General features: G+C 73.1%; 23 protein-coding genes. 13 read left to right on the plus strand and 10 right to left on the minus strand.

The window, feature by feature from the left end; genetic code table 11:
- Positions 1 to 3: 3 nt before the first annotated feature.
- The 3 genes from ACIRJT_RS27070 (at position 4) to ACIRJT_RS27080 (ending at position 3137) form a co-directional block, all read left to right on the plus strand.
- Positions 4 to 894: an ROK family protein gene (locus ACIRJT_RS27070; RefSeq protein ID WP_403914097.1), complete on the plus strand. Its 891-nt coding sequence runs from the start codon at positions 4 to 6 to the stop codon at positions 892 to 894.
- Complete coding sequence (gene nagA / locus ACIRJT_RS27075; RefSeq protein ID WP_403913846.1) at positions 894 to 2051, plus strand: N-acetylglucosamine-6-phosphate deacetylase; 1158 nt, start codon at positions 894 to 896, stop codon at positions 2049 to 2051. Before ACIRJT_RS27070 ends, nagA begins: the two co-directional genes overlap by 1 nt.
- Before the next feature lie 159 nt (positions 2052 to 2210).
- On the plus strand, positions 2211 to 3137 hold the full coding sequence (locus ACIRJT_RS27080) for a 1-phosphofructokinase family hexose kinase (RefSeq protein ID WP_403914099.1): 927 nt from the start codon (positions 2211 to 2213) through the stop codon (positions 3135 to 3137).
- Between the two features lie 40 nt (positions 3138 to 3177).
- Here ACIRJT_RS27080 and ACIRJT_RS27085 read toward each other — a convergent pair whose 3' ends face one another.
- Positions 3178 to 4182 (minus strand): carbohydrate-binding protein, encoded by a 1005-nt coding sequence (locus ACIRJT_RS27085; RefSeq protein ID WP_403913847.1) that lies wholly within the window; start codon positions 4180 to 4182, stop codon positions 3178 to 3180.
- A gap of 144 nt (positions 4183 to 4326) precedes the next feature.
- Positions 4327 to 5982, minus strand: a complete 1656-nt coding sequence (cdgB, locus tag ACIRJT_RS27090; protein ID WP_403913850.1) for a diguanylate cyclase CdgB — start codon at positions 5980 to 5982, stop codon at positions 4327 to 4329.
- A 398-nt stretch (positions 5983 to 6380) separates the two neighbouring features.
- Here cdgB and ACIRJT_RS27095 point away from each other — a divergent pair, with 398 nt between their 5' ends.
- Positions 6381 to 6887: a flavin reductase family protein gene (locus ACIRJT_RS27095; RefSeq protein WP_403913853.1), complete on the plus strand. Its 507-nt coding sequence runs from the start codon at positions 6381 to 6383 to the stop codon at positions 6885 to 6887.
- A 124-nt stretch (positions 6888 to 7011) separates the two neighbouring features.
- Here ACIRJT_RS27095 and arfB read toward each other — a convergent pair whose 3' ends face one another.
- Complete coding sequence (gene arfB, locus ACIRJT_RS27100; RefSeq protein ID WP_371624319.1) at positions 7012 to 7437, minus strand: alternative ribosome rescue aminoacyl-tRNA hydrolase ArfB; 426 nt, start codon at positions 7435 to 7437, stop codon at positions 7012 to 7014.
- A gap of 225 nt (positions 7438 to 7662) precedes the next feature.
- On the opposite strand from arfB, the gene ACIRJT_RS27105 reads away from it, so the two are divergent.
- Both ACIRJT_RS27105 and ACIRJT_RS27110 read left to right on the plus strand, forming a co-directional pair.
- Positions 7663 to 8238, plus strand: a complete 576-nt coding sequence (locus ACIRJT_RS27105; RefSeq protein ID WP_018959769.1) for a TerD family protein — start codon at positions 7663 to 7665, stop codon at positions 8236 to 8238.
- A 273-nt stretch (positions 8239 to 8511) separates the two neighbouring features.
- Complete coding sequence (locus tag ACIRJT_RS27110) at positions 8512 to 10125, plus strand: M4 family metallopeptidase (RefSeq protein ID WP_403913856.1); 1614 nt, start codon at positions 8512 to 8514, stop codon at positions 10123 to 10125.
- Between the two features lie 29 nt (positions 10126 to 10154).
- On the opposite strand, the gene ACIRJT_RS27115 is transcribed toward ACIRJT_RS27110, so the two are convergent.
- The 4 genes from ACIRJT_RS27115 to ACIRJT_RS27130 all read right to left on the minus strand — a co-directional run bounded on the left by ACIRJT_RS27115 (position 10155) and on the right by ACIRJT_RS27130 (position 14121).
- Positions 10155 to 11570 carry a M1 family metallopeptidase gene (locus ACIRJT_RS27115; RefSeq protein ID WP_403913859.1) on the minus strand — a complete coding sequence of 472 codons (1416 nt, stop codon included), beginning with the start codon at positions 11568 to 11570 and terminating at the stop codon, positions 10155 to 10157.
- Between the two features lie 166 nt (positions 11571 to 11736).
- Positions 11737 to 12909: a YncE family protein gene (locus ACIRJT_RS27120; RefSeq protein ID WP_403913862.1), complete on the minus strand. Its 1173-nt coding sequence runs from the start codon at positions 12907 to 12909 to the stop codon at positions 11737 to 11739.
- Positions 12906 to 13502, minus strand: coding sequence for an ankyrin repeat domain-containing protein (locus ACIRJT_RS27125; protein ID WP_403913865.1), 597 nt, complete (start codon positions 13500 to 13502; stop codon positions 12906 to 12908). Before ACIRJT_RS27125 ends, ACIRJT_RS27120 begins: the two co-directional genes overlap by 4 nt.
- A 61-nt stretch (positions 13503 to 13563) precedes the next feature.
- Positions 13564 to 14121, minus strand: coding sequence for a heme-binding protein (locus ACIRJT_RS27130; RefSeq protein ID WP_403913868.1), 558 nt, complete (start codon positions 14119 to 14121; stop codon positions 13564 to 13566).
- Positions 14122 to 14693: 572 nt separating this feature from the next.
- On the opposite strand from ACIRJT_RS27130, the gene ACIRJT_RS27135 reads away from it, so the two are divergent.
- From ACIRJT_RS27135 to ACIRJT_RS27150, 4 genes are all read left to right on the plus strand, one after another.
- Positions 14694 to 15950: a sensor histidine kinase gene (locus ACIRJT_RS27135; protein WP_403914101.1), complete on the plus strand. Its 1257-nt coding sequence runs from the start codon at positions 14694 to 14696 to the stop codon at positions 15948 to 15950.
- Complete coding sequence (locus ACIRJT_RS27140) at positions 15947 to 16591, plus strand: response regulator transcription factor (protein WP_215111152.1); 645 nt, start codon at positions 15947 to 15949, stop codon at positions 16589 to 16591. Before ACIRJT_RS27135 ends, ACIRJT_RS27140 begins: the two co-directional genes overlap by 4 nt.
- 113 nt (positions 16592 to 16704) lie before the next feature.
- Positions 16705 to 17532: a helix-turn-helix domain-containing protein gene (locus tag ACIRJT_RS27145; protein WP_403913871.1), complete on the plus strand. Its 828-nt coding sequence runs from the start codon at positions 16705 to 16707 to the stop codon at positions 17530 to 17532.
- 41 nt (positions 17533 to 17573) lie between these two features.
- Complete coding sequence (locus ACIRJT_RS27150; RefSeq protein ID WP_403913874.1) at positions 17574 to 18692, plus strand: methyltransferase; 1119 nt, start codon at positions 17574 to 17576, stop codon at positions 18690 to 18692.
- A gap of 81 nt (positions 18693 to 18773) precedes the next feature.
- Here the strand turns inward: ACIRJT_RS27150 and ACIRJT_RS27155 are convergent, their stop codons facing one another.
- The gene (locus ACIRJT_RS27155; protein WP_403913877.1) at positions 18774 to 19019 is read right to left on the minus strand and encodes a hypothetical protein; all 246 of its coding nucleotides are present in this window, start codon (positions 19017 to 19019) and stop codon (positions 18774 to 18776) included.
- 141 nt (positions 19020 to 19160) lie between these two features.
- On the opposite strand from ACIRJT_RS27155, the gene ACIRJT_RS27160 reads away from it, so the two are divergent.
- Positions 19161 to 19658 (plus strand): hypothetical protein, encoded by a 498-nt coding sequence (locus tag ACIRJT_RS27160; protein ID WP_383784781.1) that lies wholly within the window; start codon positions 19161 to 19163, stop codon positions 19656 to 19658.
- A 25-nt stretch (positions 19659 to 19683) separates the two neighbouring features.
- On the opposite strand, the gene ACIRJT_RS27165 is transcribed toward ACIRJT_RS27160, so the two are convergent.
- Positions 19684 to 20421 carry a pentapeptide repeat-containing protein gene (locus ACIRJT_RS27165; protein WP_403913879.1) on the minus strand — a complete coding sequence of 246 codons (738 nt, stop codon included), beginning with the start codon at positions 20419 to 20421 and terminating at the stop codon, positions 19684 to 19686.
- 102 nt (positions 20422 to 20523) lie between these two features.
- Here ACIRJT_RS27165 and ACIRJT_RS27170 point away from each other — a divergent pair, with 102 nt between their 5' ends.
- A complete protein-coding gene (locus ACIRJT_RS27170) occupies positions 20524 to 21753 on the plus strand; it encodes an NAD(P)-binding protein (protein WP_403913882.1) in 1230 nt (409 codons plus the stop codon).
- Positions 21754 to 21820: 67 nt separating this feature from the next.
- A complete protein-coding gene (locus ACIRJT_RS27175) occupies positions 21821 to 22822 on the plus strand; it encodes a zinc-binding dehydrogenase (protein WP_403913884.1) in 1002 nt (333 codons plus the stop codon).
- Here the strand turns inward: ACIRJT_RS27175 and ACIRJT_RS27180 are convergent, their stop codons facing one another.
- Positions 22823 to 23314 (minus strand): GNAT family N-acetyltransferase, encoded by a 492-nt coding sequence (locus ACIRJT_RS27180; protein WP_403913886.1) that lies wholly within the window; start codon positions 23312 to 23314, stop codon positions 22823 to 22825.
- Between the last annotated feature and the right edge of the window lie 79 nt (positions 23315 to 23393).

A 23393-nucleotide genomic window follows, 5' to 3' on the forward strand; every position in this document is an offset into this window, starting at 1 on the left:
GGAATGAAGGCCGCACTGGTCGGGACCGACGGCACCCTCCTCCACGAGGCGCGGCGGGCCACCGGCCGGGAGCGCGGCGCCGACGCGGTCGTCGAGACCATCCTCGCGTTCGCGGCGGATCTGCGGGCCCACGGCGAGGAGCACCTCGGCGAGAGCGCCGTCGCCGCCGGGGTCGCCGTGCCCGGCATCGTCGACGCCGAGAAGGGCATCGCGGTGTACGCCGCGAACCTGGGCTGGCGCGACGTACCGCTGCGCGCCCTGCTGGGGGAACGCCTCGGCGTCCCCGTCGCCCTCGGCCACGACGTCCGCACCGGCGGGCTCGCCGAGGGCCGGATCGGGGCCGGGCGGGGCGCGGACCGCTTCCTGTTCGTCCCGCTGGGCACCGGGATCGCCGGGGCCATCGGCATCGCGGGCGCCATCGAGGCGGGCGCCCACGGGGACGCGGGGGAGATCGGCCACATCGTGGTCCGCCCGGACGGCCCCGACTGCAGTTGCGGCCAGCGCGGCTGTCTGGAGACGCTGGCCTCGGCCGCCGCGGTGACGCGGGCCTGGGCCGCCGCCTCCGGGGACCCCGGGGCGGACGCCGCGGACTGCGCGAAGGCCGTCGAGTCCGGCGACCCGGCGGCGGTCCGGGTCTGGCAGGACGCGATCGACGCGCTCGCCGCCGGCCTCGTCACCGCGCTCACCCTCCTCGACCCGGGCACGCTCATCATCGGTGGCGGTCTCGCCGAAGCCGGGGAAACCTTGTTCACACCACTGCGTGCGGCCGTCGAGGAACGCGTCACGTTCCAGAAGCTGCCCCTTATCGTCCCGGCGGCCCTCGGGGACACCGCCGGATGCCTGGGCGCGGGGCTGCTCGCCTGGGATCTACTCTCCACGGAGGTTTCCGCCTGATGGCCGGACGCGCAGCAGACAGCACCGTTCTCGCCGGCGCCCGGGTGGTGCTCCCCACCGGCACCGTCGAGGACGGCCGGGTGACCGTCGAGTCCACCCGGATCTCCGGTTCCGCACCGGAGGGCGCCCGGACCATCGACCTCAGCGGCCACTGGGTGGTCCCCGGCTTCGTGGACATGCACAACCACGGCGGCGGCGGAGCCTCCTTCACCTCCGGCACCGTGGACGAGGTCCTCACCGGCATCCGTACGCACCGCGAGCACGGCACCACCACGATGGTCGCCTCCACGGTCACCGGCGAGATGGACTTCCTCGCCCGGCGCGCGGGCGTGCTGTCCGAGCTGGTCGAGCAGGGCGACCTGGCCGGAATCCACTTCGAGGGCCCCTTCATCTCGCCGTGCCGCAAGGGCGCCCACAGCGAGGAGCTGCTGCGCGACCCGGACCCGGCCGACGTCCGCAAGCTGCTGGACGCCGCGCGCGGCACCGCCCGGATGTTCACCCTCGCCACCGAGCTGCCCGGCGGCATCGACTCCGTACGGCTGCTCGCCGAACACGGGGTCATCGCCGCGATCGGCCACACGGACGCGACGTACGAACAGACCGTCGAGGCCATCGACGCGGGCGCGACCGTCGCCACGCACCTGTTCAACGCGATGCCGCCGCTCGCCCACCGCGACCCCGGCCCGATCGCCGCCCTCCTGGAGGACGACCGGATCACCGTCGAGCTGATCAACGACGGCACGCATCTGCACCCGGCCGTCCTGGAGCTGGCCTACCGCCACAAGGGCGCGGCCCGCGTCGCGCTGATCACCGACGCGATGGACGCCGCCGGCTTCGGCGACGGGGAGTACCAGCTCGGTCCGCTCGCGGTCGAGGTCACCGACGGGGTGGCCCGGCTGGTGGAGGGCGGCTCGATCGCCGGCTCCACGCTCACCCTGGACACCGCGTTCCGGCGGGCCGTCACCCTCGACGACATCCCCGTCGAGGACGTCGTCCGGTCCATCTCCGCCAACCCCGCCCGGCTGCTCGGCGTCTACGACCGGGTCGGCTCGCTGGAGGCGGGCAAGGACGCCGACCTGGTCGTCCTCGACGAGGACTTCGTCCTCAGGGGCGTCATGCGCCGGGGCGAGTGGATCATCGAGCCGAAGACCGTCTAGGCGGACGGCCGGCGGGCGGCGAGCACGTAACGAAGCGATGGCGGACGGCCCGCGGGACTGGGCCGACCGCCATCGCTTTGACATGATCATCGGATGAGCACCCGCGCGGACGGGTGCGCGCACCGCTGGGGCCATGCACCGAGGGAAGGACCGGCAGAGGTGATCCTGACCGTCACCCTGAACACCGCGCTCGACGTGACGTACACCGTCGACGCGCTCGTCCCGCACCGCAGCCACCGGGTCGGCGAGGTCACCGAACGCCCCGGCGGCAAGGGCCTCAACGTCGCCCGGGTCCTCGGCGCGCTGGGCCACGAGAGCGTGGTGACCGGCTTCGTCGGCGGGGCCACCGGAGGCGCCCTGCGCGACCTCCTCGCCCCGCTCCCGCCGCGCGACGCCCTCGTGCCCGTCGCCGGGAACACCCGCCGCACGCTCGCCGTCACCGACCGCTCGACCGGCGACACCACCCAGCTCAACGAACCCGGACCGCAGGTGAGCCCCGCCGAATGGGCCGCCTTCCTGCGGACGTACGAGGAGCTGCTCGCCGGAGCCGACGCCGTCGCGCTCTGCGGCAGTCTGCCGCCGGGCATCCATGTCGGCGCCTACGCGGAACTGGTCCGGACCGCCCGCGCCGCCGCCGTGCCCGTCCTCCTGGACACCAGCGGCGAACCGCTGCGCCGGGGCATCGCCGCCCGCCCCGACCTGGTCAAGCCGAACGCCGAGGAGCTGGCCCAGCTGACCGGCTCCCGCGAACCGCTGCGCGCCGCCCACGACGCCCGCCGCCGCGGGGCCCACTCCGTGATCGCTTCCCTGGGCCCGGAGGGCGTGCTCGCGCTCACCCCGGACGGCGTCTGGCGGGCCGCCCCGCCCGCCCCCGTGCGCGGCAACCCGACCGGCGCGGGCGACTCGGCGGTGGCCGGGCTGCTGTCCGCCCTGGCCGAGGGGCTCGACTGGCCGGAGCGCCTCGCCCGGGCGGTGGCCCTGTCGACGGCGACGGTGCTGGCCCCGACGGCCGGCGATTTCGACGCGGCGGCCTACGCGGAGCTGCTGCCGCGCGTCGTCGTGGAGCCGCACACGCCGACGCCCTGACCACCTCGGGGCGGTCAGGGCGTCGTCGCGCACGGTGTGACTAGCTCTTGATGTGGCCGGACTTCAGCTCCAGCTGGTCGAGATTGGCGTCGCACTCGTCGCCCGTCTCGCACGACAGCTTGAGGGTGTTGGAGCCCTTGTCGAGCTGGACGTACGCGTACGTGTTCGTCCAGCCCTTCTCCAGATCGCCCTCGGGAGCCTGGGCGAAGTTCTTCATGTTGATGGAGCGGGGCTCCTGCGCGTTGACCGTCAGGGTCGTCTTCGCGTCCTTGCCGGGCACGCCGTAGGTCACGTACAGGGTGTACGCGCCGTCCTCGGGAACCTCGACCGTCCAGGTGGCCGACCGGCCGACCTCGTTCAGGTTGATGTAGTTGCCGTTCGCACCCTTGGCGCCCTCGACCGTGGAGTCCAGGGCCGCCGTGCCGCCCAGCGTCAGCGTCGCCGCGTCCTGCTTCGGCAGCTCGACCGGCTTCGGGGTCTCCTTGGTCTTCTTCTCCGGCTTCTTCGACTCCTCGACCTCGCCGGCGGGGCCCTGCGAGGAGGACGCCTCGTCCTTGTTGTCGTCCTTGTCGCCGTCGTCGCCCGTGATCAGGGCGGCGCCGATGCCGATGAGGACGACCGCGACCACGGCGACCGCCGCGATCAGGAGCGCCTTGGTGTTCGGGCCGCCCCGGCCCGGACCGCCGCCATGGCCGCCCTGTGCCGGAGGCTGTCCGTCGGACCCGCCGCCCGGGTAGGTCTCGGGGGCCGCGTACTGCGGGTTCGGCCGGTTGTACTGCTGCGCGGGCTGGCCGTACTGCTGCTGGGGCGGGTAGCCGTACCCGCCCTGCTGCTGCGGCGCCTGCTGCTGTCCGTACTGGCGCTCGCCGACGGCCCGCACCTGGTTGTAGGACGTTCTGGGCACACCCGGCTGCGCGGCCGGCCCCGGGTAGCCGTAGCCGCCCTGGCCGGGCGGCTGGGCGCCTGCCGCCTGTCCGTCCGCGTACAGATAGCCGAACGGATCGTCGTCCTCGGGCTTGCTCGCGCCGTTGTTTCCGGCCGTCATCCCTGGGTCACTCCTCACCATGTCGCCAGCCGTCGCCGACCGGCCGAGCCTACCTCGAACGGAGCAGCCCCCGAATTGCGCGGAGCGGCTCGGACGGCCTCCGGGGAACGGGTACGGGGTGGAGGGAGAAACGGGTCGTGAACGTCATCCGGCCCGGCGGTGAACCTTCGACCGGGACCGCTTCTCCACGTACATCCGCTGGTCGGCGGAGCGCAGGACCTCCTCGGCGGTCATTCCGCACTCGGCCCAGCCGATGCCGAAACTCGCCCCGACCCGGACCGCGCGACCGTCGACCCTTATGGGCGGAATGATGGCATTTCTCAGGCGAACGGCCAGGTCAGCGGCGTCCGCCGCCCCGAGGCCGTCGGCGAGAACGACGAATTCGTCACCCCCGAGCCGGGCGACGGTGTCACCGTCCCTCACACAGGTGCTCAGCCGCCGGGAGACCTCGATGAGCACGGCGTCGCCGGTGTGGTGCCCGAAGCGGTCGTTGATGGACTTGAAGCCGTCGAGGTCGCAGAAGAGGACCGCGAGCCCCTTCGTCCCGTCGTCGTGCTCCGGATCCGGGGCCTCGGCGTGCACATGGTGGTCGAAGGGCCCGCCGCCGGGAACCGCCTCGCCCTCGTAGCCGTCGGCCTGGTAGCCGTGGGTCAGGGACGACTCGACGTCCCCGTACGCCGCGTCCAGCGCCTCGATCGCGGTCGCGGCCGGGGAGTTCGGCCGCTCGCAGATCCGGGCGCTGAGCCGTGACTTCAGCTCGGCGCTGTTGGGCAGCCCGGTCAGCGCGTCGTGCGAGGCGCGGTGGGCGAGGTTCAGCTCGTGCCGCTTGCGCTCCTCTATGTCCTCGACATGGGTGAGCAGGAAGCGCGGCCCGTCGGCGGTGTCGGCCACGACCGAGTTGCGCAGGGACACCCACAGATACGTGCCGTCCCGGCGGCTGAGACGCAGCTCGGCCCGGCCGCCCTCGGCGGAGGTCCGCAGCAGGGTGCCGATGTCCTCGGGGTGGACCAGATCGGCGAAGGAGTAGCGACGGAGCACCGAGGCGGGGCGGCCGAGCAGTCGGCACAGGGCGTCGTTGGTGCGCAGGAGCCGACCGTGCTGGTCGCCGCCCATCTCGGCGATGGCCATGCCGCTGGGCGCGTACTCGAAGGCCTGGCGGAAGGACTCCTCGCTGGCCCGCAGCGCCTGCTGCTCCCGCTCCAGGCGGACGAGGGCGCGCTGCATGTTGGCCCGCAGCCGGGCGTTGCTGATCGCGATGGCGGCCTGGGAGGCGTACATCTGGAGCGCCTCGCGCCCCCACGCCCCGGGGCGGCGCCCGTTGCGCGGCCTGTCGACGGATATGACGCCGAGGAGGTCCCGGCCGCTCCCGGAGGCGTACATCGGGGCGTAGAGCCGGTCCAGCGGGTGCCACTCGTCCTCGAACCGGGGTTCGGGTCCCTCGGTGTGCCACTGGGGTACGTCGTCGTCGAGGAGGACCCAGCCCTCGGTGTGCGGGATGAAGCGGAGGTCGTCCCAGGCCTCGCCCATGGAGAGCCGGCGCTCCCAGGAGGCGCGGGAGCCGACGCGGCCGGTGATCAGGGCCTCGGCCGCGGCGTTGCCCGCGAAGGCCGCGATGACGAGGTCGCCGTCCGGCCGGACCAGGTTCACGCAGCCCAGCTCGTAGCCGAGGCCCGCGACGATCCCGTCGGCCACGGTCTGCAGCGTGTCCGCCAGACTCCGCGCCGTATTGAGATCAGCGACGGCCTGATGCAGCTGCCGCATGGTCGCAAGGCGGACGTACGGTTCCGACTCGGCCTCCATCGCTCGCACTCCCCGAGACCTCGACAGCAACTCCAGGTTTCATATCGACGTACTTATTGCAGTGTCACGGCCACTGAATCACAGTGAGCTGTGCACCCGGTACACAGGGTCAGCGGAAAATGGACTCTGTGACTCAAGTCACAACAGATGCCCGGGCCGAGTCGGTGACCCAGGGCGACGACTCTCGTTCGCTACGTGCGCGGAAGGGCCGGTTCCCGTTGTGTGCGCCCGCTCGTCGCGCCGCCCACGCGCCCGCGCACGCGGTCCTTTCCGGAGTCCTAGGACCGGCCTGGTCCCCTGGCCCGATGCGACCACCCGGCCCCCGCGGTTAGCGTCTGTGTGTGCTCCAGACGAAGCCCCCCACCCCGCGCCCCGAGACCGTCCCCCATGCTGAGGGAGTGAGCAACGACGAGTTCCGTGCCGCCCTAGCGCGGCTGGCCGCCGGGGTGGTGCTGGTCACCGCCCAGGAGCCGCCCCTCGACGAGGACGGCCGGGGGGAGGACGTGGGCATGACGGCGACCGCCTTCATGTCCGTGTCCCTGGACCCGCCCCTGGTGACGGTGAGCCTGCGCAACGGCTCCCGGATGGACGACCTGCTGGACGAGCAGCCGCTGTGGGCGGTCTCCGTCCTGGCCGCGAGCCAGCGGCACATCGCGGGGCGGTTCGCCATGAAGGGCCGGATCAGCGACCGGCTGCTGTTCGAGGACATCCCGTACGCACGTGGCGAGGTGACGCAGGCTCCGCTGATCGGCGGGGCGCTCGCGACGCTGGAGTGCCGCACCGAGCAGCGCGTGGTGGCCGGGGACCACACCCTGGTGATCGGGCGGGTCCTCACGGCGGAGCTGCCGAGCGCGGAGGGCGACCCGCTGGCCTACTTCAAGGGCCGCTACCGCCAGTTGGGCTGACGGCGCAGGGCCTCCCGAGCCACCGGTCGCGGCCCGAGCGCCACCGGTCGCGGCCCGAGCATCACCGGTCGCGGCCCGAGCATCACCGGTCGCGGCCCGAGCGTCACCGGTCGCGGGACGGACGTCACCAGTCGCGGCCCGAGCGCCCGCGCTTGGTGTCGCCGCGCTGCTTCTTCTCCCGCAGCCTGCGCTCGTTGATCCCGCGCGGGATCTTCCGCTTGATCCGGGGCTTGGGCGGCGGCGCCGTGGCCTCGGCCAGGAGTGCGGCGAGCCGCACCGCGGCCGTCTCGCGGTTGCGCCACTGGGAGCGGTGCTCGGAGGCCCGCACGGAGATCACCCCGCCCACCAGCCTGCTCGCGAGCCGCTCCAGCGCCCGCGCCTTCCACACCTCGGGGAGCGCGTCGGTCGCCGCCAGGTCGAAGCGCAGCTCGACCTGGGAGTCGCTGGTGTTGACGTGCTGGCCGCCGGGCCCGGAGGACCGCGAGAAACGCCACATGAGCTCGGCCTCCGGGAGGGAGACCGAGCCGCGGATGACATGGGGCCCGGACATGACACCCATGGTCCCTTCCCCACACCCCGTTCGTCACCTTCTTTTGCCCACGGGATCGCACACGGGTCCGCACCGGGTTCCCCTGACCGGCTCCACTTCGGGACGAAGTTCGGCAAAGAAAGTAAAGCGACCAGGAACCTCGTGGTCTGCTGCCTGCGTTATGACGGGTGACGGTAGCTTTCGTGATGGCACGAAGCCCGCACACGACGAGGAAAGGGACTTCCCATGGCAGTAAGCCTGTCCAAGGGCGGCAACGTCTCGCTCACCAAGGAGGCACCGGGCCTTACCGCCGTCACGGTCGGCCTCGGCTGGGACGTCCGTACCACCACCGGCACCGACTTCGACCTCGACGCCTCGGCGATCGCGGTCAACCCGGCGGGGAAGGTCGTCTCGGACGGCCACTTCGTCTTCTTCAACAACAAGTCGACGCCGGACCAGACCATCGTGCACACCGGTGACAACGTCACGGGTGAGGGCGAGGGCGACGACGAGCAGATCAACGTCAACCTGGCGGGCCTGCCGGCCGACGTGGACAAGATCGTCTTCCCGGTCTCCATCTACGACGCCGAGAACCGCAGCCAGAACTTCGGCCAGGTCCGGAACGCGTTCATCCGCATCCTCAACCAGGCCGGCGGCGCCGAGATCGCCCGCTACGACCTGAGCGAGGACGCCGCCACCGAGACCGCCATGGTCTTCGGCGAGCTGTACCGCAACGGCGCAGAGTGGAAGTTCCGCGCGGTCGGCCAGGGGTACGCCTCCGGCCTGCGCGGCATCGCCCAGGACTTCGGCGTCAACCTCTGACCCGAGCGCACCACCGCTCCACCCGCTTCACGGGAGCCCCCGGCCGCCTTCGCGGCCGGGGGCTCCGGCGCGTGTGAGGGCCCGTTCCGCCGTCCGCCCCGTACGGCGGAAATCCACCACTTCACCGAATACCGGACAGCACGGCCCCCCATTCGTACAAGAGCTGGTCAAAATCTTGTGAGGCAATTGTCGGCACACCGTCAACTTCGCCCATGAGGTGGCACGCTCTCCGCTCGTAGTCCCCCCACAGGACGACCAACGGAGAAGACACACATGACCCTCCACACCACCCCCCACACCTCCCGCGCCCACCGCGGCACCCGTCGGCTCGCAGCACTCGCGGCGGTCGCCGCGATGGTCGTCGCCGGTGTCCAGGCCGGATCCGCCGCCGCCACGCCCGGCGACGGCGACGCCCGTACCACCGCGGCGACGCCCTCGACGGCCGCCGCACTCGGCGTGAACCCCTCGGCGCGGCGCGCCACGGCCATCAAGTCGGCGCAGGCAGAGGCCTCATCCGCGGCGAAGGCCCTGAAGCTCGACGGCCGGGAGAAGCTGATCGCCCGCGACGTCGTCAAGGACGCCAAGGGCACGGTCCACACCCGCTACGAGCGCACCTACGACGGCCTGCCCGTCCTCGGCGGCGACCTCGTCACCCACGCCACCGCCGCCGGAAAGATCAAGAGCGTCGACAGGGCGACCGACGCGAAGATAGCCGTGGCGTCGACGACGCCGAAGCTGAAGGCCGCGGCGAGCGCCCGCAAGGTGGTCTACGCGGGCGGCGAGAACCCCGTCCTCGCCTGGGAGACCGTCAAGAAGGGCGTCCAGAAGGACGGCACGCCCAGCCGCGTCCACACCATCACCGACGCCACCACCGGAAAGAAGCTGCACAGCTACGAAGCGATCGAGACCGGCACCGGCACCAGCCAGTACAGCGGCGAGGTCGAGCTCACCACCACGAAGACCGACGCGGGCTTCGAGCTGACCGACGGCGAGCGCGGCGGCCACCAGACGTACGACCTGAACCAGGGTTCCTCCGGCACCGGCGAACTCGTCACGGACGACGACGACGCCTGGGGCGACGGCACCGGCGCGGACCGGCAGACCGCCGCCGTCGACGCCCACTACGGCGCCGCGAAGACCTGGGACTTCTACAAGGCCGCGCTCGGCCGCGACGGCATCGCGGGCGACGGCAAGGCCGCCTACTCCCGGGTCCACTACGGCGAGAACTACGTCAACGCCTTCTGGGACGACAGCTGCTTCTGCATGACGTACGGCGACGGCGAGGGCGACAAGAGCGCCCTCACCTCCATCGACGTCGCCGCCCACGAGATGACCCACGGGCTCACCTCCGCCACCGCCAACCTGGACTACGCGGGCGAGTCCGGCGGCCTCAACGAGGCGACCAGCGACATCCTCGGCGCGTCGGTGGAGTTCTTCGCCGACAACGCCTCGGACGCCGGGGACTACCTCATCGGCGAGAAGATCGACATCAACGGCGACGGCACCCCGCTGCGCTACATGGACAAGCCCAGCAAGGACGGCAACTCGGCCGACTTCTGGGACGAGAACCTCGGCAACCTGGACGTCCACTACTCCTCCGGCGTCGCCAACCACTTCTTCTACCTGCTCGCCGAGGGCAGCGGAAAGAAGACGGTCAACGGAGTCGACTACGACTCCGCGACCTCCGACGGCTCGACGCTGACGGGCGTCGGCCGGGAGAAGGCGTACCAGATCTGGTACAAGGCCCTCTCCGTCTACATGACCTCCACCACCGACTACGCGGGCGCGCGCGTCGCGACCGAGAAGGCGGCGACCGACCTGTTCGGCGCGGACAGCGAGGAGCTGAAGGCGGTCTCGGCCACCTGGACCGGGGTCAACGTCAAGTAACGCGTCACGTCAACCGGTACGGGAGCCGGTCAGCCCTCCACGGGCGGCCGGCTCCTGCCGTACAGCCAGGCGTCCCACAGCTCGGTGAGGTCCCGCCCCGTCTTCTCCTCCACGTACGCGGTGAAGTCGTCGGTCGAGGCGTTGGCGTGCCGGTGGGTCTTCGTCCACCCCTGGACCAGGGCGAAGAACGCCCGGTCGTCGTCCAGGGCGAGCCGGACGCGGTGCACGGCCATCGCCCCGCGCCCGTAGACCGGCGGCTCGGACAGCTCGGCGGCGGACGGCGGATCGGCGGGCGGGAACGCCCAGTTCGCGTCGGACTCGTACGCCTCCCGAAAGCTCTCCTCGACCGGTACGTCCTCGTGGTCGGCGGCCCAGAGCCACTCCGCGTAGGTCGCGAAGCCCTCGTTCAGCCACATGTCCCGCCAGGTCGCGGGGGTAACGGAGTTCCCGAACCACTGGTGGGCCAGTTCGTGGACGAGGAGGGCGGTGTCCGGCGGGCCGGGGTAGACGGGCCGGTTCTGGGTCTCCAGGGCGTACGCCGAGTCGCCCGTCCGCTCGACGATCGCCCCGGCGGACGAGAAGGGATACGGGCCGAACTTCCCCGCCGACCACTTCAGCACGGCCGGAATCCGCGCCAGCACGTCCGCGCTCGCCGCCGCCGACTCCGGGTCCACGGCGGTGAACACCCGGATGCCCTCGGGGGTCACCGACTCCTCGGTGGCGAACCTCCCCACGGCGACGGTCGCCAGATAGCTCGCCATCGGTTCGGCGGTCCGCCAGCGGTAGGCGGTGCGCCCGTTCGCCGTACGCCGGGACACCAGCTCCCCGTTGGAGATCCCGGCGAGCCCCTCGGGCACGGTGATCGCGAGGTCGTACGCGGCCTTGTCGCTCGGGTGGTGGTTGCCGGGGAACCAGGCCATGGACCCGGCCGGTTCGCCGAGGGCGACCGCGCCGTCCGCCGTCCGCAGCCAGCCCTCCTTCGACCCGTCCTGGTCGGTGATCGTCTCCGGGGAGCCCGAGTAGCGCACGACGGCGGTGAACGTACGCCCCTCGCGCAGCCGGTCCTCGACGGCGGCCGCCGGACGCAGCGTCAGCTCCTTGCCCGCCCGGTTCACGGCGGCCGGGCGGCCCTCGACCGTGGCGCCGTCCACGTCGAGCCCGGCGAGGTCGAGGTGGAAGGCGCTCAGGTCCTGGGTGGCACGGGCGGTGATCGTGGCGGTGCCGCGCAGCCGGTCTCCGGCCGGGTCGACGTCGAGCTCCAGGCCGTAGTGGGTGACGTCGTAGCCGCCGTTGCCGAGCCCCGGGAAGTAGGGGTCGCGCAGTCCGGCCGCGCCCGGGGCTCCCCGCACCCCGCCCGTGCAGCCCGCGCCGAGGAGAGTCAGGGCGAGGGCGAGCAGCAGAGAGGTGCGGGCGGTGCGCCGCCGGGGCGGGTGAGCGTGGTTCACCCGACCGATCCTAGGACTCGGGAGGACGGGTTCCCGGCTGCTTCCCGGGTGCTTGCCGGGTGCTTCCCTGGTGCTGCCTGGTGCTGCCTGGTGCTGCCTGGTGCTGCCTGGTGCTTCCCGGGTGGAAGGAGCCGCCCGCCTCGGGGGAAGAGCGGGCGGCTCCAGCTCAGAGGATGGCGATTCCGAGCGGCCGGTTGCCTGCCTTCAGGCGGACCGGCTCGTTCTTCTCGTCGTCCAGGTCGACGACCGTGATGCCGTTCCAGTAGCCGTCGCGCGTGAAGCCGCCGGTGACGTACGCCGTGCGGCCGTCCTTCGACACCGCCACGTCCTCGTGCGGCCCGTCCAGCGGAACGACCCGCTCCGTGCCGTCGGGGGCGCGGACGGTGAGCGAGGGAGCCTCGTCGTCCGATCCGATCGGGCCGGTGCCCACCACGAGAAGGGTGCCGTCGGGCGCGAGGGCCGCGCCGTGCTGGTGGGTGTTCGCGGTCATCGGCTCGATCGTCACCTCTCCCGTGCGCGGGTCCAGGACCGCGAGCCGCTCCCCCTCGAACGGCAGCAGCAGCTTGCCGTCCCCGGGGCGCACGACGGCGTAGTGCGGCTTCAGCCAGGAGCCGAGCCCGCCCTCCGTGCCGTACGGGGCGACCTCCATGCGCCGGGTCTCCAGCGAGCCGGCGTCCACCGCCGTCACGTCGAAGGAGTCGTGATCGGTGGCGTACACCTCGCGGCCGTCCGGGGACACGTCCACGTCGAAGGGGCGCATGCCGACGGGCGCGGTGCCGGTGACCTCGCGGGTCGCGGTGTCGATGACCTCGACCGCGCCGTCCTCGCCGGGCACGTTGACCCCGACGTAGACGTGCTTCCCGTCCGGGGCCAGGGCGATGCCCATGCCGCCGCCCCGGTACTCGCCGGTGGTGACCGGGCCGGACTCCGTCTCGTACGGGACGAGCGCGAGCCGGGTCCGCTCCCGGGTGTCGACGACCGCGACGCCCTCTGCGGTGGCGACCCAGGCCCGCCCGTCCTCGCCGACGACGAGGCCGTAGGGCGCGGTGCCGACCTCGACGGAGGCGATGGGGGCCCCGTTCCTTCCCGAGCCGTCCTTCCCGGGGTCCACGAAGGTCACGGTGTCGCCGCCGAAGTCGGCGACGAGCAGGGTGCCGTCGGGGGTGCGGCCGGTGAGGGTGCGGGAGGGGTCGGGGGTGGCCGCGGCGGACGAGCCCGGGGCGTCCGGGGCGGTGCCCGGAGTCGCTTCCGTCGGGCCGGCCGAGCACCCGGCGAGCAGGGCGGCGGCGACGAGCCCGAGGGCGAGGCGACGGGCGCGGGGGCCGGGGTCCCCGGTCACGCGGCGTCCCGCAGCAGGGCGGCCAGCTCGGCGAAGCCGCGCCGCTCGGCGTGGGCCAGGGGCGTCACCCCGTCGCCGTCGGGCAGGTCCCGCGTCGCCCCGGCGGCGAGCAGCAGCTCCACGACCTGCTGGTGCGCGAGCCCGCCCTCGCCGAGGATCACCGCCTCCAGCAGGGCGGTCCAGCCGAGCCGGTTGACGTGGTCGACGTCGATGTCGGTGACGCGCAGCACCTCCCGTACGTAACCGACGTGGCCGCGTTCGCTCGCCGGGATGAGGGAGACGCCGCCGAACCGGTTGCGCAGGGCCGGGTCCGGGCCGGCCGGCAGCAGCACGTGCAGCATCGCGACACTGCCGGTGACCCCGGTGGCCGGCCACGGGCTCTCCTCGCGCCGGTCCTGGGCGTCCGGGTCCGCCCCGGCGGCCACGAGCAGCCGGGCCGCCTCGACGTGGTCGCCGTGGACGGCGAGGAGGAGAGCGGTGCGCAACTCCTCGTCGCGGACGTCGACCCGGGCGCCGCCCTCGATCGCGGTGCGCACACCTTCGGTGTCGCCGGTGCGCGCGGCGGTGAGGAGGTCGTGATCGAGGGCGTTCATGGGTACTCCGTTCCCGGCTGTGCCTGTGCGGATGTCTCGGCTGTGCCCGTGCGGATGGTGACTACCGGGCGAGGGCCGCGACGCCCGCCCGGGCGAACTTCTCGTCGAGGTCGCCGCTGGGCGCGCCGGCCACCCCGATGCCCGCCACCGGGGCGCCCTTGACCTGCACCGGGGCGCCGCCCCCGAGGAACAGGGTGCCAGGGATGTCCTTCAGGTTCGGGGCCTGCTCCAGACGCTTGACCAGCTCGGAGGTGGGGGCGTTCCAGGAGACGGCGGTGTACGCCTTCTTCACCGCGGACTCGGGGGACTGCGGGCCGGCGCCGTCGCCGCGCAGGGAGACGATGGTGTTGCCGTTGCGGTCGACGACCGCGACGGAGATCCGCTGGTTCTCCTTCTTCGCCGCGTCCAGCGTGGCCTGCGCGGCCTTGGTGGCGGCGGCCACGGTCAGGTGCGTCGTCTGCTGGAGGTTCCGGTTGCTCGTGTCGGCCTTGACCGCGGCGGCGGGGGCGGCGGCCGGGGAGGAGGCGCTCGCGGACATCGCGCCGAACGTGCCGGCTCCGAGGGCGGCGACAACGACGGCGCCGGTGGCGACACGGGTGCGCAGCGACAGCTTCTTCATGGTGGCTCCTTGGTGATCCGGGGGCGGCCCGGTAGTTCGGTGTGCGAGCGGCCCGGTAGTTCGGTGTGCCGGGCGGCCCGGAAGTGGTCCGGGCGTTTCGCTCTGGTATCGATCCTCCCGGCGGATCCGGCCCCGTACGGTCGACGTACCGGCTGGAAGCGGTGCGCGGGTCGGCCGACACCCCTGTCAGCCGATCGGTTGATGCAGGGATGGCCGGATCGGGTCACGATGGAAGATCCGCGCAGGTCAGCAGGTCAGCTGGTCAGCAGGTCAGCTGGTCAGCTGGTCAGCTGGTCAGCTGGTCAGCTGGTCAGCTGGTCAGCTGGTCAGCAGAGTCTCAGCGGGGTCGGGCGAGACGGAACACGAGGTACGAGGTGGACGACCGGAGCGTTCCGCGAGCCCCGGAGGAGGCCGGCCCCGAGTGGGGGCAGGGCGCCGATCCTGCTCCGGGCACCGGCTCGGGCAGGAGCGCCGGCCTCGGCTCGGGCTCCGGCGCTGGGCGTGACTCCGGCTCGGACGCTGGGCGTGGCTCCGGCTCTGGACATGGATCCGGCACCGGCACCGGCTCCGGCCTGGACGCCGGTCCTGCCGCGGGTCCCGGTGCCGACCCCGACGCCCGCTGGCTCGCGCTCCTCATGCACGCCGCGTTCTTCCTGCTGCTCGGCGCCTCGCTGACCCGGTTCCTGATGCGGCACCCCGGCGAGGCCCGCACCCCGTGGATCATCGCCCTGTCGATCACCCTGGCGGTGCTGTACCTCCTCGGACCCGTCCTCGGTTCGCGCCCCACCCCGCGCCGGCTCGCCTGGCTCGGCGTGCTCGTCCTCGTCTGGATGGTGCTGGTCGTCCTCGCGCCGAGCTTCGCGTGGTGCGCGGTGCCGTTGTTCTACACCGGGCTGCGCATCCTGCCGCCGCGCGCGGCACTCGCCCTGGTCGCCCTGCTCACCGCGTTCGTCGTGGCCGCGCAACTGCGCCTGGCCGAAGGGTTCGACCCGAACCTGGTCCTCGCCCCGCCCGCGGTCGCCGCCGTGGCGAGCGCCGTCTTCGTCCATATGCAGCGCCAGGCGGTGCGCCAGCGGGAACTGGCCGGACGCCAGCGCGAGCTGATCGACGACCTGCTGCGCACCCGGCGCGAACTGGCGGCCATCGAGCGGCGCGAGGGGACCCTCGCCGAGCGCCAGCGGCTCTCCATGGAGATCCACGACACCCTGGCCCAGGGCCTGTCCAGCCAGCAGATGCTGCTCCAGGCGGCCGACCGCACCTGGAGCGCCGATCCGGACGCGGCCCGCCGCCATGTCCGTACGGCCACCGGCATCGCGGAACGCAACCTCGCCGAGGCCCGCCGCTTCGTCCACGACCTGGCCCCCGCCGACCTGGCGCAGGGCGGCGGCCTGGAGTCGGCCCTGCGCACGCTGGCGGCCCGGGAGAGCGCCCAGGCGGAGGGCGCGCTCACCGTCCACTGCCATGTGGAGGGCACCCCGGGCGCCCCGCTGCCGGACCGGGTGCAGTCCGCCCTGTTGCGCATCGCCCAGGGGGCCCTGGCCAACGTGCGGGAGCACTCCGGGGCCACCGCCGCCGGGCTGACCCTGACCCACCTCGACGACCGGGTGGTCCTCGACGTCGGCGACAACGGCCGCGGCTTCACCGTGGAGCCCGCGGGCGTCCGCAGCCCCGACACCGTGCGCGGCCACGGGCTTCCCGCGATCCGGGCCCGCGTGCGCCAGCTCGGCGGAACGCTCACCATCGAGTCGGCCCCGGGCGAGGGCACCGTGCTCTCGGCCGCGATCCCGCTCGCGCCCGCCCCCCTCACCGTCCCGGAGGACCCCGCATGACCGGCCAAGGCCCGCAGACGCCCCCCGTACGCATCCTGCTCTGCGACGACCACGTGGTCGTCCGGGCCGGGCTGCTCGCCCTCCTCGGCAGCGAACCGGATATCGAGGTCGTCGGCGAGGCGGGCAGCGGCGAGGAGGCCGTGGTGCTCGCGGCCCGGCTCACCCCGGACGTCGTGCTCATGGACCTCCAGCTCGGCGAGGGCATCGACGGCGTCGAGGCGACCCGCCGCATCGCGGCCGACGGCACGGTCCACGTCCTGGTGCTGACCACGTACGACACCGACGCCGACATCACCCGGGCCATCGAGGCGGGGGCGACCGGCTATCTGCTGAAGGCGGAGCGCCCCGAGGAGCTCTTCGCCGCGATCCGGTCCGCCGCCCAGGGCCGCACCACGCTCTCGGCCCCCGTCGCCAGCCGGGTGATGGCCCGGATGCGCAGCCCCCGCCCCAGCCTCACCGACCGCGAACGCGACATCCTGGCCCAGCTCTCCCAGGGCCTCGGCAACCGCGACATCGCCCGCGCCCTGTTCATCAGCGAGGCCACGGTCAAGACCCATCTGGGCCGGATCTACGACAAGCTCGGCGTCGACACCCGTGCGGGGGCGGTGTCGGTGGCGAAGGAGCAGCGCCTGCTGCCGTGAGCCGGGGCGCGGAGCCCGCGTGACGCGCCGGACGGATTCGCGGCACAGCGGGGCCGGGTGACTCCGTAACTTTCGTCCAAGACAAGCGCGCCGGAGTCGGCAACCGTAGGGGCATGCGCAGAAATCACGTGGGCCCCGCGCCTCGGGAGCACGATTCCGAGCACGGCTGGGAGGTCGCCCATTTGCTCGGCGGCACGGCGCTCGACGGTGTCCGAATGGCCGGCTTCCGTGACCGCGCGTCGGTCGGGCTGGACATGCAGGTGCTCCCCCAGCCGGTCGTGGTCGTCGTCATCGGGCTCGGGGACGCCTCCCTCACGGTGGAGAGCGCCACGGCGCGCCGGCCGCTGAGGAGCTTCGTCGCAGCGTTGTCGCCCGGCCCGGCCCGTGTCCGGGGCGAGCACGTCGAGTGCGTCGAGGTGTGCCTGCCGCCGCTGGCCGCCCATGCGGTGCTGGGCGTCTCCCCGCGCGAGCTGGACGGGTCGGTCAACGGTCTGGAGGACCTGTGGGGTCGGCACGCCCGCTCGCTCCGCGAGCGGTTGACCGACGCCGCTACGTGGCAGGAACGTCTGGCGCTGACAGACGCCTTCCTCGCGAGGCGCGCTGTCGGCACACGGCCGGTGTCGCCCGAGGTGGCGGCCGCCTGGGACACCATCGTGGCCCGCCGGGGCCGGGTCCGGGTCGCCGGCCTCGCCGCGTCCTTCGGATGGAGCCGCAAGCGGCTGTGGTCCCGGTTCACCGACCAGATCGGCGTCACCCCCAAACGCGCCGCCATGCTGGTCCGCTTCGACCACGCCGCCCGGGCCCTCTGCGCGGGCGAGAACGCCGACGCCGTCGCCCTCGCGTGCGGATACGCCGACCAGTCCCACCTCCACCGCGACGTCACGGCCCTGGCCGGGTGCACGCCGCGCGCTCTGGCCGGCAGGTCCACGTCCGCCGGCTGACCTTCACGCACGTACCCACCGCACGCTGTGAGAGGAAACCCATGACGAACACCAGCACGAGCACGAGCACAAGCACAAGCACAAGCACAAGCACAAGCACGAGCACCAACCTTGCCGTCACGGCAGCGGAAACGGCCGACCGTGATCTGGTCGTCCGGCTGGCGTTCGGGAGCATGGCGGCGCAGACCCTGCGCGCGGCGGCCCGGTTGAGGGTGGTGGAACTGGTGGGTGACGCGCCGCGCCGGGCCGTCGAGGTGGCCGCCGACGCCGGTGCCGAACCTCAGCCCATGGAGCGGCTGCTGCGTGCCCTGACCGGGCTCGGCCTGCTGCGGGAGCCCGCGCCGGGAACCTTCTCGGTGACCTCCGCGGGCGCGCTGCTGCACCCCGGCCGCCCCGACTCGCTCGCCTCGTTCGTCAGGATGTTCACCGAGCCGACGATCGTGCGTGCCTGGGAGCACCTGGACGACAGCGTCCGCACCGGCGAGGTCGCGTTCGACGGCGTGTTCGGCACCGACTTCTTCAGCCACCTCGCCCAGCACCCCGAGTTGTCCGCGGAGTTCAACGCGGCGATGGGCCAAGCCTCCTCGGAGACCGCCGCCGCCCTGCCGCACGCCTTCGACTTCGGCCGGTTCACCTCGGTCACGGATGTCGGCGGGGGCGACGGGACCCTCCTGGCCGGTGTGCTCGCCGCCCATCCCGGCCTCACCGGTGTCGTCCTCGACACGGCGGAGGGCCTGGCCGGGACGCCGGACACGATGGCGCGGCACGGGCTGGAGGACCGGTGCTCCCTGATCGCCGGGGACTTCTTCCACTCGGTCCCCGGGGGATCGGACCTCTACCTGATGAAGAGCGTCCTGCACGACTGGACGGACGACCAGGTGGTCACGATCCTGAGCCACTGCCGCCAGGTACTGCCGCCCGGCGGGCTCGTCCTGATCGTGGAACCCGTGCTTCCCGACGCGGTCGACGTCCGGGCAGACGTCACGGACGGCGGGGCCACCTACCTGAGCGACCTCAACATGCTGGTGAACGTGGGCGGTCGGGAGCGCACCCGCGAGGACTTCACGGAGGTGTGCCGCCGCGCGGGCCTGACCCTCACGGCGGTCACCCCGCTCCCGGAGGCCGCGCCGTTCGCCATGATCGAGGCCGTGGCCGACTGACCTGCGCGTCGAGCGGCCCCCGGGGCACCGGACGTCGTCGAAGTGCCCGCGAGGACAGGACCTCCGGAACGAACCCGGCGATCAGCTCCCCGCGAGCACCGCGTCGACGGTCGTCGCCGTGACGGCCCGCTCGAACCACACATCGAGCACCGCGAGGTCCTTGCAGGCGGTGATCCGCTGCCGCGCTTCGTCCGGCACCGGAACACCGCGCACCGCGAGAATCCGCAGAATGTCCTCACCCCGGCCCTCCACACGGCCTTCCACACGGCCTTCGTCGCGGAAGCTCTCGGCGACGAAGCCGCGGAAGTGACTGAGACCAGTTCCCATCAGGTTCCTCCAGATCTCACGGGCCGGGGTGGCTCCCCTACGGCGGAGACTAGAAAGCGGTCGGCATATGCGTCCGGCATACCCACACCGCTTCACCCGATCGTGTCGGTCCGCCCCGGACGGGCATGACACCATCGATCCGTGCTCGACATCGGCTACTCCCTCTCCCGCCGCTTCCCCGACCCCCCGCAGACCGACTACCGCCGCGCGGACGTCCGCGCGCTGCGGCACGATCTGTTCTCCGGCGACGTCTATCTCGCGGACACCAAGGCGGACCGCGAGGTGTCCACAGCCTGGGGATGGGTGCCGGTGCTCGACTTCGCGTGGGCGCTGTGCGACATCGTCGAGCAGATCGACCAGGACCCGCGCGGCAACCGCTCGCACCGGCAGCAGTACGCGGAGCTGGACTTCACCGAGTCCTCGGACCGGATGATGTTCGAGCGGCGCTTCGGCTGGGTCGACGTCGAGGCGGACTGGATGCCCGGCGACGAGCCCCCGCTCACCTTCAGCCACTCCCTCCTGCGCCGCGAGGCCCGCGACTTCCTGCACGACCTGATCGCCGACCTGGCCGACATGCACGAAGGCCTCGCCGACAACCCCGTGATCTGGGACCTCCAGGCCCGCTTCCCCCGCATGTGAGGCCCGCGACACCGCCCGGGGGGCCTCACGCCTCCACCCGCACCCCGATCTGCGCCGCGAACGCCGGAGCCAGCTCCATCAGCTGCGACGGGCTGATCACCGCGCCCGCCAGCCGGTCCACGCCCCGCGCGATGTCCAGCTCGGCCACCGCGCGCAGGTCCACCGACTCCATCCGGACCGCGCTGAAGTCCGCCCGCTTCAGCACGCAGTCCCGGAACTCGACGCGGACCAGGTGCGCGTCCCCGAAATCCGGCTCGGAGAGCACGCAGCCCTCGAAGACGACGTCCTTGAGCCGGGCCTTGCGCAGATTCAGGTAGTCGATCTTGCCGCCGCGCACCACCACCCGCTCCAGCACCGCACCGTGCAGCTGCACCCCGCCCAGGCGCGCGTCCACCACCTCCACGTCCCGCAGCGACGCCTCCGCGAGATCGGTGCCCACACCCCGTACGCCCGTCAGCACCGTGTCGATGAACCGGGCCCGCGCCAACTCCGCGCGGTCCAGGGCGCAGCCGTCCAGCGCGCAGTCCATGAACCGGGCGCCCCGGCCCGACGCGTCCGCCAGGTCCACTCCGTCGAACCGCATCCCGTCGTAGTCCCCGTCCGGCTCCAGGCCCTCGCCGTCGAAGGGAACGAGCGGGGGCAGCCGCACCTCCGGACGCCGCGCCGCCGCGATGGTGTCCTTCTTGCCCTTGACCGCCCGGGTCCCCCTGGGCCCCTTGGTCGCCCCGGTCGCCTTGGTCGTCCTGCCCTCGCTCGCTGCCATGCCCCCATCGTGACGCACCCCACTGACAACGCCCCGGCGACCGTGTCACGAGCCGCCGCCCCCGATCCGTCGCATCATCAAAGACGCGAAGGAGATCCAGCCATGGAACACATCCACGTCATCGGCGGCGGCCTCGCCGGCCTCACCGCCGCCGTCACCGCGGCCGAGTCCGGTGCGCGCGTCACCCTGTACGAGGGCCACCGGACGCTCGGCGGCCGGGCCAGGACCGCGGACGGACCGTACCGCGCCAACGAAGGCCCGCACGCCCTGTACCGGCGCGGGCCGCACTGGACCTGGCTGACCCGGCGCGGTCTTCTCGGCGCCGTCGTCTCCGTACCGCCCCGCGAAGGCCTCCGCTTCCGTTTCCGCCGCGCGGGAACCGCCCGCCGCACCCCACCCGTGGCTCTGCTGCGGCTCGCCCGCCGGGCCCCCCGCACCGCCCCGGTCGACGTCGCCTTCCTGGAGTGGGCCGCCGGGCAGGTCGGTGAGGAGGGCGCCCGGGCCGCCGCGAACTTCGCCGCCACCGCGTTGTTCCACCACGACCCCGGGGCGCTCTCCGCACGCTTCGTGCAGGAGCGTCTGCGCCGCCTGGCCTCGTTCCCGCCCGAGGCCCACTACCCGGTCGGCGGCTGGGCGCCGCTCGTCGAACGGATGGCCGGCCACGCCCGGGGCCTCGGGGTCGGCATCGAGACCGCCGCCCGCGTCGATGCCCGGACGCTCGGCGAGCTGGCCCGTACCGGACCGGTCGTCGTCGCCGCCTCCCTCGACTCCGCCCGCCTCCTCCTCGACGACCCGTCCCTCACCTGGGAGAGCGGCCGCACCGTCCTGCTGGACCTGGCGCTGCGCACCCGGCGCGGCGACGCCTTCGTCGTGTCGGACCTGGACGCGCCCGGCTGGCTGGAGCGGTTCACCGCCCAGGACCCCGGCCTCGCCCCGGCCGGCGAACAACTGCTCCAGGGCCAGTTCCCGATCGGCCCCGGCACCCGCAGGGCGGAGGGGACCGCGCGGGCCGGGGAACTCCTCGACCTCGGCTTTCCGGGCTGGCGGGAGCGCACCACCTGGCGCGTCGAGGCACTCGCCGACGGCCGCACCGGAGCCGTCGACCGCCCGGGCACCACCTGGCGGGACCGGCCCTCCGTCGTCCGGGGTGACGGGATCTTCCTGGCGGGCGACCAGGTCGCCGCCCCCGGACTCCTCAGCGAGGTCTCCTTCACCAGCGGCATCGAAGCCGCCCTGCTCGCCGTGAAGGCCGTCGGGAAGACCGCCGGGAAGACCGCCGGAAAGCGCTCCCGGACGGGGCCCGGGACCGGGGTTGACCTCAAGCGGCCTTGAGGTACGAAGGTGGGGGCACAGCCCGCAGCGGGGCACAGCCCGCGCAGCGCGACCCAGGGAGCCTGTCATGCACGCCGTACGCCTTCACGCCTTCGGCCCCGCCGAGAACCTCGTGTACGAGCGGACCGAGGACCCCGTCCCCGGCCCCGGCCAGGTCCGTATCGCCGTGGCCGCGGCCGGGGTGCACGTCTTGGACACCGTTCTGCGGGAAGGGGAGCGCGGCCCCTACCCGGAGCCCGCCCGCCTCCCCACCGTCCCCGGCCGCGAGGTCGCCGGAACCGTCGAGTCGGTGGGCGCGGGCACGGACCCGGCCTGGCTCGGCAAGCGCGTCGTCGCCCACATCGGCATGGCGCCCGGCGGGTACGCCGAACTCACCGTCACCGAGGCCGACCGGCTCCACGAGATCCCCGAGGGGCTCGACGCCGCCGAAGCCGTCGCCATGATCGGCACCGGCCGCACCGCCCTCGGCATCCTCGGGTTCACCCCGCTCGGCCCCGATTCCGTGGTCGTCGTCACCGCGGCGGCGGGCGGGATCGGCACCCTCCTCGTCCAGTACGCGAAGAACGCGGGCGCCACCGTGATCGCGCTGGCCGGAGGCCCGGCGAAGGTGGCCCGGGCGGAGGCCGAGGGCGCCGACCTCGCCCTCGACTACACCCGCCCCGACTGGCCGCGCCAGGCTCGTGAACACCTCGACGCGGCGGGAGTGCGGGCCACCGTCGTCTACGACTCCGTCGGCGGGACCACCGCCCGCGCCGCCGTGGACCTGCTCGGCCCCGGCGGGCAGCACGTGGTCTACGGCTGGTCGGGCGTGGGCCTCCTCGACGGGGGGCCGCTCACCTTCACCGACGAGGAACTGGCCGCACGCGCCATCACGTCCGGGTCCGTCCTCGGGCCGGGGATGATCGAAAGGGGCGGCGGTCTGCGGGCACTGGAGACCCGTGCCCTCGCCGAGGCGGCGGCCGGCCGGCTGCGGCCCGCCGTGCAGCGCTTCCCGCTGGCCGGGGCCGCCGCCGCGCACCGCGCGCTGGAGACCCGGGGCACGATGGGCAAGGTGGTCCTGGAGCCGTAGTCAGGCCCCGCGCCCGTCGGCCCCCAGACGGGTCAGCGCCCCGTCCGTCAGCCGGTACACCGTCCACTCGTCCTGCGGGCGCGCGCCCAGCGACTCGTAGAACGCGATGGACGGGGCGTTCCAGTCGAGGACGGACCACTCCAGCCGCTGGTAGCCGCGCTCCACGCAGATCCGTGCCAGCTCCGTCAGCAGCGCCCTGCCGTGGCCGCCGCCGCGCCGGTCGGGGCGGACGTACAGGTCCTCCAGGTAGATGCCGTGCACTCCGCGCCAGGTGGAGAAGTTCAGGAACCAGAGGGCGAAGCCGATCACCTCGCCGCTGTCGTCGTCGGCCGTCGCCACGTGCGCGAAGACGGCGGGCCGGTCGCCGAACAGCGCCTCGTACAGCTGCTCCTCGGTGACGACGACCTCGTCGAGGGCCTTCTCGTACTCGGCGAGATCCCGCACCAGGGAGTGCAGGACGGGGACGTCTTCACGTGTGGCGGTACGAATCATGGGCGCAGCGTAGGCAACCCGGGGCGCCGGCCACACCTTGTTTTGTTCTTCGCGGCTTCCGGCCAGGCCGCGAACCCGA

It is taken from the genome of Streptomyces sp. NPDC102283, from assembly GCF_044766265.1.
Lineage (GTDB): Bacteria > Actinomycetota > Actinomycetes > Streptomycetales > Streptomycetaceae > Streptomyces.